The sequence below is a fragment of the Pigmentiphaga litoralis genome (assembly GCF_048632615.1).
Classification (GTDB): Bacteria; Pseudomonadota; Gammaproteobacteria; order Burkholderiales; family Burkholderiaceae_B; genus Pigmentiphaga; species Pigmentiphaga litoralis_B.
Genome location: NZ_CP184479.1, coordinates 2,382,559 through 2,399,197, shown reverse-complemented (window position 1 = coordinate 2,399,197; position 16,639 = coordinate 2,382,559). Strand labels below are relative to the sequence as shown.

Annotated in this window: 13 protein-coding genes and 5 pseudogenes; 12 read left to right on the top strand and 6 right to left on the bottom strand. The window is 62.4% G+C overall.

The window, feature by feature from the left end; translation table 11 throughout:
• Positions 1-3: 3 nt before the first annotated feature.
• Positions 4-453 (bottom strand): annotated as a pseudogene (locus ACNANG_RS10665) (integrase domain-containing protein); the annotation flags it as partial.
• Between the two features lie 337 nt (positions 454-790).
• Here ACNANG_RS10665 and ACNANG_RS10660 point away from each other — a divergent pair.
• On the top strand, positions 791-2,689 hold the full coding sequence (locus ACNANG_RS10660) for an ATP-dependent nuclease (protein ID WP_420227141.1): 1,899 nt from the start codon (positions 791-793) through the stop codon (positions 2,687-2,689).
• 577 nt (positions 2,690-3,266) lie between these two features.
• Positions 3,267-3,476 (top strand): annotated as a pseudogene (locus tag ACNANG_RS10655) (PDDEXK nuclease domain-containing protein); the annotation flags it as partial.
• Positions 3,477-3,731: 255 nt separating this feature from the next.
• Here the strand turns inward: ACNANG_RS10655 and ACNANG_RS10650 are convergent.
• Positions 3,732-4,619, bottom strand: coding sequence for a LysR family transcriptional regulator (locus ACNANG_RS10650; RefSeq protein WP_420227140.1), 888 nt, complete (start codon positions 4,617-4,619; stop codon positions 3,732-3,734).
• A 105-nt stretch (positions 4,620-4,724) separates the two neighbouring features.
• Between ACNANG_RS10650 and ACNANG_RS10645 the strand changes: the two genes are divergently transcribed.
• The 5 genes and pseudogenes from ACNANG_RS10645 (at position 4,725) to ACNANG_RS10625 (ending at position 9,477) form a co-directional block, all read left to right on the top strand.
• Positions 4,725-5,735 carry a Bug family tripartite tricarboxylate transporter substrate binding protein gene (locus tag ACNANG_RS10645; RefSeq protein ID WP_420227139.1) on the top strand — a complete coding sequence of 337 codons (1,011 nt, stop codon included), beginning with the start codon at positions 4,725-4,727 and terminating at the stop codon, positions 5,733-5,735.
• A gap of 42 nt (positions 5,736-5,777) precedes the next feature.
• Complete coding sequence (locus tag ACNANG_RS10640; RefSeq protein WP_420227138.1) at positions 5,778-6,827, top strand: Ldh family oxidoreductase; 1,050 nt, start codon at positions 5,778-5,780, stop codon at positions 6,825-6,827.
• An 82-nt stretch (positions 6,828-6,909) separates the two neighbouring features.
• Positions 6,910-7,890, top strand: coding sequence for a Bug family tripartite tricarboxylate transporter substrate binding protein (locus ACNANG_RS10635; protein ID WP_420227137.1), 981 nt, complete (start codon positions 6,910-6,912; stop codon positions 7,888-7,890).
• Positions 7,891-7,961: 71 nt separating this feature from the next.
• Positions 7,962-8,738, top strand: a complete 777-nt coding sequence (locus tag ACNANG_RS10630) for an MBL fold metallo-hydrolase (protein WP_420227136.1) — start codon at positions 7,962-7,964, stop codon at positions 8,736-8,738.
• 6 nt (positions 8,739-8,744) lie between these two features.
• A pseudogene (locus tag ACNANG_RS10625) lies at positions 8,745-9,477 on the top strand (transporter substrate-binding domain-containing protein).
• Positions 9,478-9,564: 87 nt separating this feature from the next.
• Here ACNANG_RS10625 and ACNANG_RS10620 read toward each other — a convergent pair.
• Positions 9,565-11,178, bottom strand: a complete 1,614-nt coding sequence (locus ACNANG_RS10620) for a methyl-accepting chemotaxis protein (RefSeq protein ID WP_420227135.1) — start codon at positions 11,176-11,178, stop codon at positions 9,565-9,567.
• A gap of 181 nt (positions 11,179-11,359) precedes the next feature.
• Here ACNANG_RS10620 and ACNANG_RS10615 point away from each other — a divergent pair.
• From ACNANG_RS10615 to ACNANG_RS10595, 5 genes and pseudogenes are all read left to right on the top strand, one after another.
• A pseudogene (locus tag ACNANG_RS10615) lies at positions 11,360-11,650 on the top strand (FAD-dependent monooxygenase); the annotation flags it as partial.
• A gap of 224 nt (positions 11,651-11,874) precedes the next feature.
• Positions 11,875-12,486: pseudogene (locus ACNANG_RS10610) on the top strand (FAD-dependent monooxygenase); the annotation flags it as partial.
• Positions 12,487-12,506: 20 nt separating this feature from the next.
• Positions 12,507-12,932, top strand: coding sequence for a hypothetical protein (locus ACNANG_RS10605; RefSeq protein WP_420227134.1), 426 nt, complete (start codon positions 12,507-12,509; stop codon positions 12,930-12,932).
• On the top strand, positions 12,890-13,246 hold the full coding sequence (locus ACNANG_RS10600; RefSeq protein WP_420227133.1) for a hypothetical protein: 357 nt from the start codon (positions 12,890-12,892) through the stop codon (positions 13,244-13,246). Before ACNANG_RS10605 ends, ACNANG_RS10600 begins: the two co-directional genes overlap by 43 nt.
• Positions 13,243-13,701 (top strand): MarR family winged helix-turn-helix transcriptional regulator, encoded by a 459-nt coding sequence (locus ACNANG_RS10595; RefSeq protein WP_420227509.1) that lies wholly within the window; start codon positions 13,243-13,245, stop codon positions 13,699-13,701. Before ACNANG_RS10600 ends, ACNANG_RS10595 begins: the two co-directional genes overlap by 4 nt.
• Positions 13,702-13,867: 166 nt before the next feature.
• On the opposite strand, the gene ACNANG_RS10590 is transcribed toward ACNANG_RS10595, so the two are convergent.
• Genes ACNANG_RS10590 through ACNANG_RS10580 form a run of 3 tightly spaced genes read right to left on the bottom strand, consistent with a single transcriptional unit; the run spans position 13,868 to position 16,522 of the window.
• The gene (locus ACNANG_RS10590) at positions 13,868-14,695 is read right to left on the bottom strand and encodes a DUF72 domain-containing protein (protein WP_420227132.1); all 828 of its coding nucleotides are present in this window, start codon (positions 14,693-14,695) and stop codon (positions 13,868-13,870) included.
• Positions 14,696-14,719: 24 nt separating this feature from the next.
• Positions 14,720-15,628 (bottom strand): DMT family transporter, encoded by a 909-nt coding sequence (locus ACNANG_RS10585; RefSeq protein WP_420227130.1) that lies wholly within the window; start codon positions 15,626-15,628, stop codon positions 14,720-14,722.
• A gap of 15 nt (positions 15,629-15,643) precedes the next feature.
• Positions 15,644-16,522 (bottom strand): pirin family protein, encoded by an 879-nt coding sequence (locus tag ACNANG_RS10580; RefSeq protein ID WP_420227129.1) that lies wholly within the window; start codon positions 16,520-16,522, stop codon positions 15,644-15,646.
• Positions 16,523-16,639 lie beyond the last annotated feature (117 nt).

Here is a 16,639-nt window from a genome sequence, read left to right as displayed (position 1 = left end):
TGTTTATCTTCCGAGATAAACAGCCGTAACTTGCAGCCGTTCGTGCCCAAGCTCTCGGCTGATGATTTGTCGTGCTGCGGTATCCTGGGTTCGCTGTGTATCGCTCAGCGTCCTGACGGGTGGCCCTCCCGCTGCTGGTGCAGGCCACCCCGTCCGAGCCTCATAGCGGCTTTGCGCGTACTGATGACGAAGGCCATGCGTATGGCTCAGACCCGCCGCCTTGCACTGCCCATCGTAGACGTGCCGTTGCTGGATGTAGGTCTTGTTTGCTGGGATCAATGACCTTGTGCCTGCTAGGTGGTGTGCTGCCTGGAGCACGTCGCGTTGCTCCGCGGTGCTGATGGGCACTGTGCGCTCCCGACCGTTATTCGTCCCCGATCCTTTAAGGGCGATGTTGCCCCCCAAATCCACATAACTAGGCAGAAAATCGATCGCTTCCTCCCGGCGCAATCCGACATACTTAACCCGTCAGTGGGTAAAGCCACAGTGACGGCAGCTCGAGTAATGCTAGCTTGTTACTCAAAAAATATTATGATGGGCGTTTGCGATCTTCTACGCCTAGTTCATCAAGATAAGGACGCTTGTAACGAAGTTAAGACTGCCTGCAGTGCCGAAACTCACTTTCACTCTTAAAAAGCGTTCATTAGTGACACCCCAAATTAAGCCGTAAGCGCAGCAGCAGGAGCTTCGCTGTAGACGTAATCAGTCGCTTTGGGATAGTGTGATTATCGTGTCTCAGGTGCTTTAATCGAAGGATTTTCTTCATTCTGTGTTAAGTGAAGGGGATGGAATGCCGAGGATCAACAAGTTTTTCATCGAGAATTTTAAGGGGATTGAGAATGTTGAAATTGATCTCGAGGGAAAAGCGACTAGCCCAGTTTTGACGTTGATTGGACTAAACGAAAGCGGGAAGACGACCATTCTTGAGGCACTCTCGCATTTCGTCACTGGAGACAGGTCGGTTGCAAGCTTGTTCGACGGTCCCTATGCCAAAGCTACTGGTTTGAGCTTGATCCCGATGCACCGTAAAGCGGCGTACTCTGGAAAAATAAGAGTCGGTGCTGAAATATCGCTAATTGAGAAGGATATCGAAGGGCTTCAGGCCCTAGCAAAAAAGTTCAGTCTTGTCCTTGATCCCGCTCCCCTTATGACACCCATAACGGCGACAAGAACCTTTTCTTTCGAAGACAGCACGCTCAAAGGCACGAAGAATATTTGGGCTTTGCCGTTAATGGTAAGGAAAGCGCGAGGAAAAAATTTCGAGGTCTATAAACGTCCGACGGACAGTGATCAGGACGATTTTTGGTCTGAAAGCGTTGACTTCGTTCAGGATCGTCTGCAGCAGGTTTCATATTTTCCGACGTTTCTGGTCGACATGCCGGCAAGAATATATCTCCAAGAACACCAAGGAGAAACAGCGCAAAACAGGCATTACAGATTTGTGCTTCAAGATATTCTTGATAGCCTGCATGAAAGCTTGTCGTTAGAAAAACATGTGGCAAAGCGGATTGAGGACTACAAGGAAAGCCAAAAAAGTGCGACTTGGCTTTCAATGTTATTCGGAAGTGCAAGTAAAACGCCAATTGATTCAGTTTTTCAAAAAATATCGAGTGCTATTACTAAAGAAGTGATTGGGAGCTGGCAGAGGGTATTTCAGCGCGCTATATCGGCGAAATCAATCTCTATCGACTGGAACGTTGATGCAGAAAAGGGTGACCTTCCATATGCTACGTTTCATGTATCCGATGGAGAGTCGAAGTACGCCATTAACGAAAGGTCGCTCGGATTCCGCTGGTTCTTTTCATTTCTGCTTTTTACAGGTTTCAAAAAAGGTAAAGAACGTAAAACTATATTTATTTTCGACGAGCCTGCGGCGAATCTTCACGCTAAAGCGCAGGCTGAACTGCTGACAAGCTTTTCAAAAATTGCTTCGGACGAGAACAAGATCATATATTCTACGCACAGCCATCATATGATAAACCCGCGTTGGCTCGGCGCGGCTTTTATCATCGAGAATGCTGCGTTGGATTACGATAGCTCGGATAACTTTGGGCTCGATACCAAGCCTACCAATATCACGGCTACGCCATACCGCCAATTCGTTTCGAGTTTTCCGACGCGCTCTAGCTACTTTCAGCCTGTTATCGAAAAGCTAGAATATGTGTCGCCGGAAATTATTGGGTCAGCGCCATACCTCATCGTTGAAGGAATTTCTGACTACTATGCATTAACACTAGCAATGCGCATCTCTGGCAGAATTTATTCGTTTAACGTTTTGCCTGGGACAGGGTCTGGTGCATTAGGTCCGGTCCTGAGCCAACTGATGGCGCAAGGGCAGAATTTTGCTATGCTCCTCGATGATGATGCCGAGGGTAGAAAAGCCGCTGCCAAGTATGCTGAAGACTGGTTCATAGGCGGCGATAGATTGTCGACATTAAGAGATGTAGATGCATCTTTTGGCGGTTTGGCAATAGAGAAGTTGCTTGGGCAAGAGTTTGTTGAGCTAGTGCGAGCCCATTATCAGACCTCAGCAAAACCTAGTAAGAAGCAAGTCGGCTGGTTTTTAGCCGAGTCGTGCGCGGCGCCAGGCGATGTGGCGGATCGGCTTCCGCTGACGACGGTTGGAAGCTTGCGTAAGATTTTAGATTTTTATGAGGCTTTTTTTACTAGGCAGCCAACTAGGCTTTAGCATCTTGGTACATTCATAACAAAATCAAGAACTGCTGAAGCGTTGGCGGCATCCTGGCTCAGCAGGCCGTTCAGGGGCGGCACCAAGGTGATTGATCTGCTGTTGCGGGATTTGCGCACCGCCTTTCCTAACATGAACGGCTTTTTTCTGCGCAACCTTAAGTACATATATGCCTTTGGTGAGGTCGGGCCAAGAATTCGTTTGTGCAAGCGGTGCTTGCACAATTGGCTTGGTACTAACACCTAGCGATGTTGGACGAACTGCTTGGCTTAGATGCCGACAAGTGGTACCTCGCCAAGGCCGTCGAATATAACTGGTCACGCCACCTACTACGTGACTTAAATCGAGTCCTGGCTGCTGGTACCCACGGGCAAGGCGATCACCAACTTTCCGCGACGCTCCTTGCGCTGCAATTCCCTGGACACGCAGGTCGATCAAGGATCCGTACCGGTTCCACGTACTCGGTCTGACCGATGATGCTAAAGAACGGTAGGTTGAAGGGCGCTGGAAAGGCACGTCGCCGACATCTTGCTGGAGCTGGGCGCGCGCTTCGCCGACATCGGCCGCCATCGACTGCGTGCGCGGTGACGAATTTCTCATCGACCTGCTGTTCTATCACCTCGAACTGCGCTGCTACCTGGTGATTGACCTCAAAGGTGGCAAGTTCAAGCCTGAGCACTTGGGCCAATTGGGTTCCTACCTGACGGCGGTGGACACACAAGTGAAGCATCCGACCGATGGTCCGACCATCGGCCTGCTGCTGTGCAAAGGCAAGAATAAGGTAGTGGCTCAATACGCACTGCGCAATAACACCCAACCGCTGGGCGTCGCCGAGTATCAGCTGGTGGAGAGTCTTTACCTGCCGAATTGCAGACCAGCTTGCCCAGCATTGAGCAGATCGAGCGGGAGTTGGGCAACTCTGTGGATCATGACGCGGATGCGTGATTCAACGACCTCCACATGCTGCGCTCAGAGCGCAACAGCGGTAACCGCTCAGGCTTGCCATCCCGCAGGCCAGTGGCGGCGATGGCCCTTGCCACCCCTACCGCCGCATCTCCACCAACAAATCGAACAACAACTGCGCAACCGGGCTCAACGCCCGCCCGCGCCGGTGGATCAGTCCGATCTCGCGGCTGACATCCGGATTGACCAAGGGCACCGTCGCCAGCGTGGCATGCCCCTTCGGCGGCATGGCCAGCTGCGGCACGACGCCGATTCCCACCCCCGCCTCTACCAAACTTACCAGCGCCGGTACGTGCTGCACTTCGCAGAACCAACGCGGCCGATGCGGACTGTTGGCCAGCGCCTGATCCACCAGGAACCGGTTGCCGCTGCCTTGGGCCAGGCTGATGAAGTCGTGGCCGCTCAGTTCGGCCCAGGACAGTTTGCGTTTGCGCGCCAGCGGATGATCGCCGCGCAACGCCACCACGAACGCTTCCCGCAATAACGAATGGAATTCGATATCGGCGTCTTGGGTGCCGATGTACGTCAGGCCGAAGTCGGCTTCGCCGCGCGCGACGGCGGTCAGGATGACCGATGACGATTCGTCGATGACGCGGATGCGGATGCGTGGGTAGCGCGCGTGGTATTGGCGGATGACGTCGGGCAGGAAGTAGGCGACGGCGGAGGGGACGCAGGCGATGGTGACTTCGCCGGAGATTTTTTCGGCGACGTCTTGCACGCCGAGCAAGGCCGTCTCCAACTCGTTCAGCACGTTGCGGGCTTTGGGAACGAAGCCGCGGCCGATGGTGGTGAGGTCGACGCGCCGGGTGGTGCGCTCGAACAGTTTTACGCCCAGGGCATCTTCCAGTTTGTCCACGCGCCGGGACAGGGCGGATTGGGATAGATGCATGGCTTCGGACGCGGCCCGAAAGCTTCCCAGGTCGGCCACGGCCAGGTAGGCGCGCAAGTCGGCTAGATCGAAATTCACGCGTTTTGCACAAGAGTTGATCGAATATTTGCACTTTACAGCATATTCAAGCGTCACGAGAATGGCTGCACAAACCGATACGACCGGTGCTTTCTGGAGACGACAGTGCAAGTTTCAACCGTGACGGCGCGCCGTGGCCGCCTTCCTTTCTGGTGTGTGGCGGCCGCGATCACCGCTGTGTCCGCTTGCGTAGCGGCCCCGGCTTTTGCGCAGACGTGGCAGCCGAGCCGCCCCATCCGTTTGCTGGTGCCGTACGCGCCGGGTGGCAGTTCCGATGTGATCGCGCGGGCCATTGCGACCGAGATGGCGAAGGGCCTGGGCAAGGCGGTGGTGGTGGAGAACAAGGGCGGCGGGCAGGGCACGATCGCGACGCAGGAAGTGGCGCGGGCGCGGCCGGATGGCTACACCTTGCTGCTGGGCCACGTGGGTACGTTTGCGGTCAACCCGGCGATGATGCCGAACCTGAGCTATGACGTGAACAAGGACTTTGCGCCCATCACGTTGCTGGCCCGCTTACCGATGGTGTTTGCCGTGGCCAGCGGCACGCCGGCCACTACGCTGGCCGAATTCGTGACCCTGGCCAAGTCCAAGCCGGGTGCGCTGAACTATGGGTCCGCGGGCAATGGCAGCGCGGGGCATCTGGCGTTTGAAATGCTGAAGACGGCGGCGGGAATCGACGTAACGCACGTGCCGTACAAGGGCACGGGTGCGCAGATTGCCGACTTGCTGGCAGGGCATATCGATGCGGCGGCGGCGGGCACGCCCGGACTGTTGCCCCACGTGCAGGCACAGAAGATCCGTCTGATTGCGGTCGGGTCGGCCAAGCGTCTGCCTGTGTTGCCCGACCTGCCCACCGTGGCGGAACTAGGTTATCCCGGGTTTGAAAGTTCGCAATGGTTCGGGCTGTTGGCGCCGGCCAATACGCCGCCCGAGGTCATCACGCGCCTGAACGCGGAGGCGCTCAAGGCGCTGCGGTCGGACGCGGTCCAGCACCGGCTGGAACACGATTCGAGCGAGACGATGGGGCAGGGCCCCGCCGAGTTCGCTGCCTTCATCCGAACAGAGGGCGAGCGCTGGGCCAAGGTAGTCCACGCCGCGCGGCTGCAGGCCAACTGACGCTGAAGCCACCCTGTCACTTAACGAACATCAGGAATCATCATGAATTCGCAAACACATGCCACGACGGCAATGTCCGAAGACGAGCTTCTTGCCCTGGGTACACGGGCTTTCCAAGGGCTTGGCCTGCCCCAGGCCGACGCCGCAGACGTGGCCAAGGTGCTGGTGCTTGCCGATCTGTTCGGCCTGAGCACGCATGGCTTGAGCCGCATCGAATCGTATGGCGATCGGCTGAAAGTCCGCGGCATCAATCCGACAGCGCAGGTCACTGTGAATGCGGTGGCGTCGGCGGTGCGATTGGTTGACGGTGACAACGGTGTGGGTCCCCTGGTGGGCATGCATGCCTTGCGGGCCGCGATGGAGGCCGCGAAAGCATGCGGCGTGGGCGTGGCCTTTGCCCGAGGCAGCAACCATTTCGGTCCGATCTCGCCGTACTCGTTGATGGCGGCCGAGGCAGGTTTTGCCAGCATCATCGGCAGCAATGCCACCACGACCATCGCGCCGTGGGGTGGCAGCGACGCGCGGCTGGGCAACAGTCCCATCGGCTTTGGCGTGCCCAACCCGGGCGGTCAACCCTTCCTGCTCGACATGGCGATGAGCGTGGTGGCGCGCGCCAAGATCCGCAACGCCTTGAAGCAGGGCGTGGCCATTCCCGACACGTGGGCGACCGACAAGGACGGCCGCGCGACGACCGACCCGAAAGCGGCGCTGGATGGCTTTTTGCTGCCGGTGGGCGGTCACAAGGGTTATGGCCTGGCGCTGATGGTGGATCTGTTTGCCGGACTGCTGTCGAACGCGGCCTACCTGACGCACGTGAAGTCGTGGGTGGATGCGCCCGACGAGCCGCAGAACCTGGGGCACTTCTTCATTCTGATCGACACGTCGGTGCTGGGATCGACGGCGTGGCTGACGGATCGCATGAATGACTTCGCGGCCATCCTGCACGGCAGCCCTGCGGTGGATGGCGACAAGCCGGTGATCGTGCCGGGCGAGATCGAATTGGAGAAGCTGGCGCGCCATCGCGCGGACGGGTTCGTGCCCGATCCGGCGGTGCTGGCGCAGTTGCGGGAATGCGCGGCGCTGGCGGGGTGATCTGGTCAGTTGCCCTGAGCCGTCCGACCAAGGTGCCGCGGCTTGAACCCGGCACGACTCATAAGCATTATTGGAGGAAGACATGAAAGCATGCCTGTTGGCAGTGGCTTTGACGGCGCTCGCGGCGACCAGCGCCCCGGGCGCGGCAGCGGATGCATCGACCTATCCCACTAAGCCGGTCACGGTGGTGGTGCCTTACGTGGCGGGCGGGGCGGCGGACATTACGGCGCGGGTGGTTGCCCAGAAGTTGTCCGATTCGCTCGGCAAGACGTTTGTCGTGGAGAACAAGCCGGGCGCCAACGGCCAGATCGGCACGGATCAGGTCGCCAAGGCCAAGCCCGATGGCTACACGTTGTTGATGGACGCCAGCGGCCCATTGGTGGTCAATCCGGTGCTGTACAAGCAGGTGCCGTATGACCCGGTCAAGGACCTGGCCCCGATCACGCAACTGACCAGTTACCAGTATGTGCTGGTCGTGCCGGTGGCGTCGCCGATCAAGTCGCTGGATGAGCTGGTCGACACGGCGAAGCGTCAGCCGGGCAAGTTGACCTATGGGTCGGCGGGCATCGGGTCGGGCGGGCATCTGGCGGGTGAGTTGCTGGCCTTGACGGCCAAGGCGGGCATGACGCATGTGCCCTACAAGGGTAATGCCCAGGCACTGGCTGATCTGCTTGGCGGGCAGTTGTCATTCGGCTTCGACACCGTCGTGACGGCCGTGCCGCACATTCGCGGCGGCAAGCTTCGGCCGTTCGCCGTGACCGGGGATACGCGGGCAAGCGCCTTGCCGGACGTGCCCACGATGAAAGAGCTGGGCTTCAAGGATTTCAAGGTGACGCAGTTCCAGGGACTGCTGGCGCCAGCCGGAACCGACCCGGCGATCCTTGAGCGGATCCGAACGGCGGCCGTGGCCGCGTTGAAGGATCCCGACGTGATCCGCCGGCTGGCCGATGAGGGCGGCAACGATATCGTGGGCGGCACGCGCGCGGACTTTGCGAAGCTGATGCGCGATGAACTGGCGCAATACCGCACGCTGGTGCGCGATGCGGGCATCAAGGCGGAATGAGGATGACACCCGCCGCGACCCCGTCAGCAGCGAGGTCCGCCGCTGCATCCACGCCGTCACGTCCACCACAGATGGACGTCCTGATCCAGGGCTACCCCGGCCGCGCCGTCTGCCACGGCGGGCTGGGCTGGAGCACCGTCACGCTGCTGCGCACCGAAGGCCGCGTGGTCCTGATCGATGTGGGTGCGTTCGGCATGCGCAAGCCGCTGCTGAAGCAACTGCAGGCGCGCGGCGTTGCGCCTGTCGACGTGACCGACGTCGTGCTGACCCATGCCCATTACGACCACGCCGTGAACTTCGTGCTGTTCCCAAACGCAACGGTGTGGATCGGCGCCACGGAGTTGGCATGGGCCGCCGCGCAACCGCCAGGCTTCAACCCGCTGCCCGAGTTGTATGTGCGGGAGCTGAATGCATCACCCTCCGTCCGCCGGCTGCAGGGCGGCGATGTCTTTCTGCCCGGCCTGCAGGCGATCGACGCCCCGGGCCATACGCCAGGCCATCTGCTGTTCTATTGGACAAGTGACGCAGGCGACGTGCTGTTTACCGGCGACGCGGCCAAGAATCGCGCGGAACTGCTGTCGCGCGATGTGGCGGATACCGGCGACCGCGCCAGCAGCCTGGGCAGCCTGGACACGATATGGCACTGGTGGCGGCGCCGGGAGGGCACGGTGCTTGTCCCGGGTCACGACCTGAGCATGCGCCTGGATGACGAAAGTCACCCTGTCTACCTGGGTACGCGGCAGGCCGCGATATCCGCCTGGTTTTCCGAGACGCTGGAAACGACGACGTCGATCGATTTGTGCTGTGGCCCGAGCCCGGGCTTTCTGACCCCTTCTGTGGAAAATTGAGTTCTTATGTCTATCGATGCTTCCTTGCTTGACGCTTATGCACCGACCGGCCGCTTGCGCGTGTCGATCAATGTCGGCAATCCGATTCTTGCCAACCTCGATCCGGCCAGCGGAGAACCGTTCGGTGTCTCGATCGACCTGGCCCGCGAGCTTGCCCGGCAGCTGGGTGTCGAGCATGAACTGGTTGTGTTCAAGAGTGCGGGCGAGTCGGTTGCCGCGGTATCGGCCCAGGCGGCCGATGTGGGTTTTTGCGGTCGATCCGCTGCGCGGCGAAGCGATTGCCTTTACCGAACCGTATGTGCTGATCGAAGGCTGCTATCTGGTGCGCGACGCATCGCCGCTGACCCGCAATGACGAGGTCGATCAGGCCGCGCATTCGGTGGTGGTCGGCAAGGGAAGTGCCTATGACCTATACCTGACCCGCGCGCTGAAAGAGGCGCGCATCGTGCGCGCACCCACATCCCCTTCGGTGGTCGACACCTTCCTGGCCGAGGGCGCCGACGTGGCGGCCGGTGTGCGGCAGCAACTGGAAGGCGATGCGCAGCGGCTGGGCGGACTACGGGTGCTGCCGGGGCGCTTCATGGAGATCCGGCAGGCCATGGGTTTGCCGAAGTCGCGCGATGCGGCGGCGGCACGGCACCTGGCTGCCTTTGTCGAATCCATGAAGGCCAGTGGCTTCGTGGCGGATGCGTTGAAGCGTCATGGCATCGAAGGCGCCGCGGTCGCGCCATCGGCGTAACACTAAACAGCGTTTGGGACAGAGCACTGCGGCATGAAGGCAGCGCCCTGGAACGCGCTGGCTTCAGCGCATCACTGCGCCCCCTGATTACCGCGTCCTGAACTGCCCCGACATTTCATCCAGTTCCCCCGCCAGCCCGCTCAACTGCGTGGCCGTCCGCGCTACGACGGAAGACGACTGGCTGTTTTCTTCGGACTGCATGGCGATGTGTTCGACGGTCTTGGCAATGTCTTCGCTGGCCATGGAGTTTTCGCGAATGGCGTCGCTGATGTTGTGGACCATCGTGATGACGCTGCGGGTTGCGGTTTCGATATCGGTAATGGCCTTGGCGCCGTCGGCGGCGAGTTGTTCGCCTTGGGCGACCTGGGCAACCGTGGCGGACATGATGCCGATCACCCCTTCCACGTTGGCCTGGATGTTGCGGATCTTGGCCGAGATGTCCTGGGTCGATTGCGCGGTGCGTTCGGCCAGCATGCGGACTTCGTCGGCCACGACCGCAAAGCCGCGGCCTTCGTCACCTGCGCGTGCCGCTTCAATCGCGGCATTCAATGCCAGCAGATTGGTCTGATCGGCAATGGATTTGATCAGATCGACGATCGATCGGATTTCTTCGGATTGATCCCCCAGTTCGGTGACCTTGGCGGCTGCGTCGGTGACGCTGGCCGTCAACACCGTCATGCTGTCGGACAGCTGCATGACCTTGGCGCTGCCCGAGGCGGCAACGGTGCCTGTCTGCTGGGTGGAGGTGGCGGCAGCCGCGGCGTTGTGGGACAGTTCGGTGATGCTGGTCGTCATTTCTTCGATGGCCGCAGCCATGCTGGACGCCGATTCGCTGCCGCGCCCGGCGCCGGCAGCCACATCGCTGGACGCCGTGGCCAATTCGCTGGCGAAGCTGACGAGCTGTTTGGCGTTGAGCTTCAGCCGGCCGATGACGGCATTCAATTCCACCCGCATTTTTTCCAGGTTGGCGAGCAGGCTGTCGGGGTGGGCGGAGGGAATGTGCTGCGCCAGGTCGCCGCTGGCGATCAAGGCCACGCTGCGCGCGGCGTCTTGCGGGTCGCCGCCAATGGTGCGCTGGGTGGATCGCAGGATCCATGCGGTCAGCATGACGGCGATCACCACCGAGGCCAGCAGGCTGACAATGGCCAGCACTTGCGCCTGGCTGACGGTGGCGTGGGCGGCTTCGCGGCTGGCCTGGAAGCGCGCGGTCTGGAATTCGCTTAGCGCGTCGAAGGCGGCGCGGTAGGTCTTGACGCTATCGCCCAGTTGCCGGTCGATGGACGCCATGAGCGTGTCGCGATCCGCGCTGCGGGCGCCGCGCAGCAGGGCGGTCTCGCGTTCGCGGTAGGCTTGGCGGGCGGCGCGGGCGGCGTCGAGCAGGACCTTGCCCTGTTCGGTGGTGACCGTGCGCTGCAGGGCCTGCAGGGTGGCGTCGTTCTGGCGGATGCCGGCTTCGCGCAGGGCGTCGAGCGTACGGATGTCGTTGGCGTCGTCGATGAACAGGCTCTTGATGCCGCGTTCGCGGATCAGGTCCATCTGGTCAGGCAGCTTCAGGGCAAGCTGGGTGTTGGTTGCGGCTGCGTCCATGTCGATGGTGCGCGCTTCGATCGACGCGACGCTCCAGTACGTAAGGAGGCCGGTGGCCAGGACCATCAATGCCATGCCGCCGAACGCGGCACAGAGCTGGTGTTTGAGTTTCATGAAAAGGGCCTTGAGGGACCGCCGGCGGGCGGGAGCGGGACGATGCGCCTGCGGCAGCGCCGTCGCGCGCCCTGCAGGGTGTTCCAGCTTGTCGGCCCCTGGCGGGGGAACGTGAGTAAGGGGAAACCGACGGGGCGCCCCAGAGCGGGCGAGTCCCTTGTGGGGGCGTCGCGGCGCAAACATGAGCCTGTCAGACCTGACAGGGGCTCCTGGTCTGCAGCAACGGCAGGATCAAGGGTTGCCCCAGGGCCGCAAATTGGTAAGATTGGCTTACGATCGGCCATCAGGCCGGCACTTACCGGAGACACCCATGGTTCCAGCACAGACCGAAGTCGTGATCATCGGCGGGGGCCCCTGTGGCTTGATGGCCGCCAACGAGCTGGGACGCCGGGGCGTCCGCGTGCTGCTGGTCGACGACAAGCCCGGTACGGCTTTCAACCCGCAGGCCAACGCAACGCAGGCGCGCACCATGGAACACTACCGGCGCCTGGGTTTTGCCGACGAGGTCCGCCAGAGGGGCTGTCGCCAGACTTTCCAACCGACATCGCCTATTTCACGCGCTACGCGCGGCACGAACTGGCACGCTTCAGGCTGCCATCGGCCCGCGACGCCACGACCTTGGTCAAGTCATTGCGAGGCGCCTGGAGCGCGGCCGAACTGCCGCATCGCGTCTCGCAGAAGTACGTGGAAGCCGTCATGCGGCGCCATGCCGAAAGCCTGGATGGCGTGTCGGTGCACTACGGATGGCGGATGCTGGCCCTGCGCGAGTACGACGAAGGCGTTGAGGTGGACCTGGAAGAAAGCGCGACGCGTCACCGGCAGACCGTGCGCGCGCGTTATGCCATCGGCGCGGACGGGCCCCGCAGCGCGGTGCGTCAGCACCTGGGCATCCGGTACGGCGGCGAAACGGGGGTGCAGCGCGATTTCATGGGCGGGCGCATGTATGCCATCTACTTTCGCGCACCGGATTTCTACCGGGTCGTGCCGCACGCGCCGGCCTGGATGAACGTCAGCTTCAATCGCGACCGGCGAGCCTTCATGGCGGCCGTCGACGGCAAGGGCGAATTTGCCTTCCACACGCAGTTGCACGCGAACGAGCAGGAAGCCGAACTGACCGAAGACGACGCCAAGGCCATGCTGCACGCCGCGACAGGGGCTACGTTCGGCGTCAGTATTCTGTCGCGGCTGACCTGGACAGCCGGGCATTGCCTGGTGGCCGACGCGTTCTCGACACGGCGGGTGTTCCTGGCGGGCGACGCCGCCCACTTGTTCACGCCGACGGGCGGCCTGGGCTACAACACGGCCGTGGAAGATGCCGTGAATCTGTCGTGGAAGCTGGCGGCGGTGCTGCGTGGGCACGCGCCCCCGCTTTGTTGGACAGCTACGGCATCGAGCGTCGGCCGCTGGCGCTACGCAATACCGCGTACGCCCGCACGTTTGCCGAGTCGCTGGGGCGATTTACGCCCGCGGCAGAGATCGAGGACGACACGGCAGACGGAGAAGCGGCGCGTGCGGCGGCAGGCGCGTATCTGTCGGAACATGGACGCCGGGAGTTCAACATACCCGGCATCACATTTGGCGGCCGCTATGACGGATCGCCCATCATCGTGTCCGATGGCACGGCGCCGCCGCCCGATGTGCCGAACGATTACGTGCCCACCGCTTGCCCGGGGGCCGGCCGCCACATCTGTGGCTGGAGGATGGGCGGTCCTTGTACGACACGTTCGGCTTCGACTGGACGGTACTGCGCCTGAGCGCATCGGCGCCCAATGCCCAGGCGTTCCTGGACGCGGCGAAACGCCGGGGTGTCCTGCTGGATGTGGTGGACGTCGCGCACCCCGACGCGCGGGATCTGTACGGGGCCGACCTGGCGCTGATCCGGCCCGACCAGATCGTGGCCTGGCGCGGCAATTCGGACGCCGATGCGGCGGGTGTGCTGGGGCAGGCGCTGGGGTGGCCGGTGTCGCGCAGCCAGGCCGCTGCCACCGGCGCTGCCGCCGGTGCTGCCACCGGCGCTGCGGTCGCTGCTCCCCGTCACGCTGGCACGTCCTTCGGAGTGACGCCATGACCTCATCATCCCGATCCGATCAATGGCGTCGACATAATGTCGGCCGTCTTCTGAACAACGCCGTTGCGCGCTTCGAGTCGCGCATCCTTGCGTTCATGGCCGAGGCGGGCCACCGCGAATGCAAGCCGTGCCACATCCAGGTCACCCGCAATCTGGATGTGGACGGGACCCGTCTGACGGATCTGGCGGCGCGCGCGGGCATCACCAAACAATCCATGGGCGCACTGGTGGCCGAACTGGAAACGATAGGACTGGTGCAGCGGCGCGACGATCCGACCGATGGCCGCGCCCGCATCGTGTCGTTCACGCCCCAGGGCCTGGCCTGGTTGACGGCGTTTCGCGCGGCGGTCGAAGCGGCGGAAGACGAGGTGTGCAAGGAGCTTGGCGCCGTGCGCTACGAGGCCTTCAAGGCCGGGTTGGCGATGTATGCGGGCGCGCCGCCGCGGGGCATCTGACCGTTTGCGCGAGGGCCGCAGGCGGAATCACCGTGTACGGAACCGCCGTGTACGGAATCACCCTGGACGGAATCACCCTGGACGCAACCACCCGCTCGGGATGCAGGCAACGGGCTCACCTGGTCAGGCCCCGACTTGCTCAGTCAGCCTTGCTCAGCCCCCTTGCTCAGTCCGCCTTGTCCAAACGCTTGATCAAGGCCATCGCCCCCGCCGGCGCCCGTTCCTTCGCGCCGTTGATGAAAAACATCCAGACGTCACGCTTGCCGGATGTCGCGGGTTTGGCGCCTGGCACCATCGGTACGTCGTCAGGCAAGGACCCGGCCGCCCACGCACGGGCCCGGGCCGCCCACTGGGTCAAGGCCTTGGGCTCATATCCGGTCTTGAGCCGGCTCTGCGCCTGCATCAGGCGCACATAAACAAAATCGCTGGTCGGATCCGCGAAGGACGGAAATTCGTCGGAGTCGGTGAACACCGTCGCTACCTTGTGCCTGCGCGCCAGCGCCAGGTAGGCGGGCGTCATGAAGCTGGGATGTCGCACGTCCATCACATGCCGCATCCGCACGCCGGCGACACGGTCGGGCAGCAGGTCCAGAAATGCGCTGAAATCGTCGGGCTGGAACACCTTGGTGGCGGCGAATTGCCACAGGATCGGCCCCAGCTTGTCGCCCAGTTCGGTCACCCCGCCGTTGACGAAACGGTTTACCGATTCGCCCGCCTCGGACAGTACCTTCCGGTTGGTCGCATAGCGCGAGGCCTTGACCGAAAACAGGAAGCCGTCGGGCGTGTCATCGCGCCACTTGGCAAAGGTCTCGGGCTTCTGGCCGCTGTAATAGGTCCCGTTGATCTCGATCGCGGTGACCTGCCGGCTGGCGTAGTGCAATGCATCTTTCTGCGGCAGATCGTCGGGATAAAAGGTCTCGCGCCAGGGCTCGTACGTCCATCCGCCAATACCAACACGAATCGAAGCAGGAGCAGACGAACGCGATGCGGGCATGGCAAGTCCTCATTGTGTCGATGATCAGGCAGGTTTGCGGCTCACCAGCACGACCCCGGTCAACACGACGACGGCGGCCAGCACCAGCAACACGTTGGCCCGTTCCCCCAAGGCGAACACGGCAATCGCCGCGCCTGAGACGGCCCCGATCGAACCGATCTGGCTCATGTAGACCGGCCCGGCGATTTTCTGCAGCACGAAGTACAGGGCGTAGGTGGTGGCAAACGTGACCATCTGGACGATCACGATCCACACGCCGACACCGTTCCAGGGCAGATCGAGTACCGGTGACCCGGTCAACAGCGCGCACGGCAGCACCAGCAGCGCCCCGCCCAACAGCATGCCCGGCGCCAGCGACATGGCGCTGGCGCCCTTGGGCCACCACTTGGTACGGTAGATGTTGCCTATTGCCAGGAACACCGGTCCGACCATCGCGGCCGCCATCCACAGCGGTTCGACCGGACCCTGGCCCGCCTTGCCCAAGGTCAGCATCAGCGCGCCGATCAGGCCGAGCACGATGCCTACACCGCGCACCACCCGCAGGGTTTCCATGCGCAGGCCCAGCGCGAACACGTAGGTCAACAGGGGCGGGAAGGCCATGCACAAGGACACGAAGCCAGCCCCCACATGCGGCACGGCGCTGTAGGCCAGGGCATTGGGCAGCGCCATGCTGACCAGGGCGGCCACCAGGTAGTAGACGAAGTCTTGCGGCCGGGTGCCAGGGCGATCGCCCATGAACACGGCCGCGCCCAGCAGCAGGACGCCTCCGCCCAGCACGCCCCAGAACAAGAAGGACAGCGGCGGCCAGCCCGCCGCGATGCCCAGCTTGACCAGGCTGGCGTTCAGGCCCAGCAGCAGTCCGACCAGCAGCAGAATGATGAGCGGCAGCGAAGACGATGCGCGGCGCGTGACGGCAGGATGCGGGATGGACATCGGCGGCCCGTCAAGTCAGCGCCAGGCCAGCGGCGGCGCCACCAGCCGGGGGCCGTCGAAGCCGGTCACCGTGCCGAAGCGGGGCGATTCCGCTTCCCATGCGTGCTGCGCGTCTGCCACTTCTTCTTTGCTGTGGCCAACGAAATTCCACCACATGACGATCTCGCGGCCAAACGGCGCGCCACCCACCAGCAGGATGCGCGAGTCCGGCGCCAGGGTGACGGTGATGCTGTCGGTACCCGGCGCCAGGAACGCCAATTCATTGGGGCCGAATGCGTCGGCGTCGATCTCGATACCGCCCTGCAGCGGCAGGAAACCGTATTCCCAGTCGGGCCGCAACGGCAGCGTCAGCGTGACCCGTTCCGTGCTGGCCAGGTCAACGCCCAGCAGGTCCGAGTAGATGCGCGCGGGGGCGCGTTCGCCGTTCATCTCGCCCGCCAGCAGCGTGAAGGTGGCGCCCTGGTCGGTCCACTGCGGCAGGTCGGGATAATGGTCGAAGGCAGGCGCCACGTTGCGGTCATCGTAGGGCAGGGCAATCCACAGCTGCGCGGCGTGCAGGCGTTCCTGGTCGGGCAGCGACTCTTCGGTATGGCTGATGCCATGGCCGGCCGTCATCAGGTTGACCTGGCCGGGACGGATCACCTGTTCATTGCCCAGGCTGTCGCGATGCAGGACTTCGCCTTCCAGCATCCAGGTGAACGTCTGCAGGCCGATGTGCGGATGCGGACCCACCCGCATGCCGCCGCCCGTTTCGAACACGGCCGGGCCCGCATGGTCAAGAAAACACCAGGCGCCGATCAGCCGGCGCTGCCGGGACGGAATCAGGCGGTGCACCTTCACACCGCCGCCGATGTCGGCTTCACGGGCGGTCAGGCGTTGCGGGTAAGAGGGCATGGCGGGTTCCTGAGGGCACGACGGCTGTGCCAGGTACGAAAAGAAGTGAAGGCATGCACACGAGCCAGGCGGCCAGCACGCCGTCCGCCTCGTTGTCGTTGAAAAGCATACCTGCAT

Coding starts and splice junctions, on each gene's coding strand:
- ACNANG_RS10660 (WP_420227141.1), top strand. CDS start 791: ATGCCGAGGATCAACAAGTTTTTCATCGAGAATTTTAAGGGGATTGAG.
- ACNANG_RS10640 (WP_420227138.1), top strand. CDS start 5,778: ATGAATTCGCAAACACATGCCACGACGGCAATGTCCGAAGACGAGCTT.
- ACNANG_RS10635 (WP_420227137.1), top strand. CDS start 6,910: ATGAAAGCATGCCTGTTGGCAGTGGCTTTGACGGCGCTCGCGGCGACC.
- ACNANG_RS10630 (WP_420227136.1), top strand. CDS start 7,962: ATGGACGTCCTGATCCAGGGCTACCCCGGCCGCGCCGTCTGCCACGGC.
- ACNANG_RS10620 (WP_420227135.1), bottom strand. CDS start 11,178: ATGAAACTCAAACACCAGCTCTGTGCCGCGTTCGGCGGCATGGCATTG.
- ACNANG_RS10595 (WP_420227509.1), top strand. CDS start 13,243: ATGACCTCATCATCCCGATCCGATCAATGGCGTCGACATAATGTCGGC.
- ACNANG_RS10590 (WP_420227132.1), bottom strand. CDS start 14,695: ATGCCCGCATCGCGTTCGTCTGCTCCTGCTTCGATTCGTGTTGGTATT.
- ACNANG_RS10585 (WP_420227130.1), bottom strand. CDS start 15,628: ATGTCCATCCCGCATCCTGCCGTCACGCGCCGCGCATCGTCTTCGCTG.
- ACNANG_RS10580 (WP_420227129.1), bottom strand. CDS start 16,522: ATGCCCTCTTACCCGCAACGCCTGACCGCCCGTGAAGCCGACATCGGC.